Origin of the sequence: uncultured Campylobacter sp. (assembly GCF_937949835.1) — a bacterium.
Taxonomy (GTDB): Bacteria; Campylobacterota; Campylobacteria; order Campylobacterales; family Campylobacteraceae; genus Campylobacter_B.
Window position 1 is genome coordinate 1 of the sequence record NZ_CALEDC010000256.1, and the last position, 1,569, is coordinate 1,569.

The 1,569-nt window shown below is 44.4% G+C and carries 1 protein-coding gene and 1 pseudogene; both read left to right on the plus strand.

Annotated features, from left to right (window positions below):
• Positions 1–326: pseudogene (locus Q0256_RS05835) on the plus strand (DNA polymerase III subunit beta); the annotation flags it as partial.
• A gap of 9 nt (positions 327–335) precedes the next feature.
• The coding region (locus Q0256_RS05840; RefSeq protein ID WP_297961032.1) for an ATP-binding protein at positions 336–1,569 on the plus strand (1,234 nt) is incomplete at its 3' end.

Here is a 1,569-nt window from a genome sequence, read left to right on the forward strand (position 1 = left end):
ATAAAATTTCAATTCCGCGCGATAAGATGGTAAGCGGCGTGCGAGCGATAAACGCGATGTGCGAGGAGATGAAGGTTACCATTAAAAAGGACGGAATGGTTTTTGAGAGCATCAACGAGGATAATTCCGAGGCAAAGACCGAAATCGAAGCGGCGATTGAGATAAACGGCGAGATAGTTTTCGGCGTGAAAAACCGCTTTTTACTTGATTTTTTAAGTAATATCGAGAGTGAAATTTTTGAGCTTTATTTTAACAGCTCCGATACAGCGTTTGTGCTTAGCGCGGATGGTTTAAAAACGGTCGTCATGCCGATAAATAATATTTAAAGGAAAATTATGAAGCAAAATTACGGCGCTAGTAATATTAAAGTTTTAAAAGGTCTTGAGGCTGTTAGAAAGCGCCCTGGAATGTATATTGGAGATACCAATATCGGCGGACTTCATCATATGATTTATGAGGTTGTAGATAATTCGATCGATGAGGCGATGGCGGGGTACTGCGACACAATCGACGTCGAAATCACAAACGAGGGAAGTTGTATCGTTAGCGATAACGGTCGTGGAATCCCCGTCGATATACACCCGACTGAAAAAATTCCTGCCGCGACGGTAGTTTTAACCGTGCTTCACGCAGGCGGTAAATTTGACAAAGACACTTATAAAGTCTCCGGCGGTCTGCACGGCGTAGGCGTTAGCGTCGTAAATGCGCTCTCAAAAAAGCTCGTTGCTACGATCAAACGGGATGGAAATATTTATAGACAAGAATTTGCCAAAGGAATTCCTACTACCGAGCTTGAAAAGATAAAAACTACTAATCGCACGGGTACTACGATCGAGTTTTGGCCCGACGGCGAAATTTTTGAAATTTTAGAATTTGACGATGAAATTTTATCAAAAAGATTTCGCGAGCTAGCGTATCTAAATCCAAAAATTACGATAAATTTTAAAGATAATCGCACGGGCAGGGACGAGCACTTTCACTTTGAAGGCGGTTTGGAGAGCTTCGTAAACGATATGAATAAAGCGCCTGCCATATCCAAAGCCGTATCGTTTAGTGATAGCGCGGATGATGTTATGGTGGATTTTGCGCTTATGTATAACGAAACGTATAGCGAAAATTTATTAAGCTTCGTAAATAATATCAAAACTCCGGACGGCGGTACGCACGAGGCGGGTTTTAGAGCGGGTCTTACGCGCGCGATAACAAATTACGTCGCGTCAAATGCGGCTGCGCGTGAAAAAGACACAAAGATCACCGGCGACGACGTTCGCGAGGGACTCATCGCAGTAATTAGTGTAAAGGTTCCCGAACCGCAGTTTGAAGGACAGACGAAGGGAAAATTAGGCTCCAGCTACGTTAAGCCGATCGTGCAAAAGATGGCGTTTGAGGTGCTTAGCAAGTATTTTGAAGAAAATCCGATCGAAGCGCGCGCTATTATGAATAAGGCTCTTTTAGCTGCGCGCGGTCGCGAAGCGGCGAAGAAGGCGCGCGATCTAACGCGCAGAAAAGACAATATAAATTCCGTCGGAACCCTTCCCGGAAAGTTAGCCGATTGCCAGAGCAAAGATG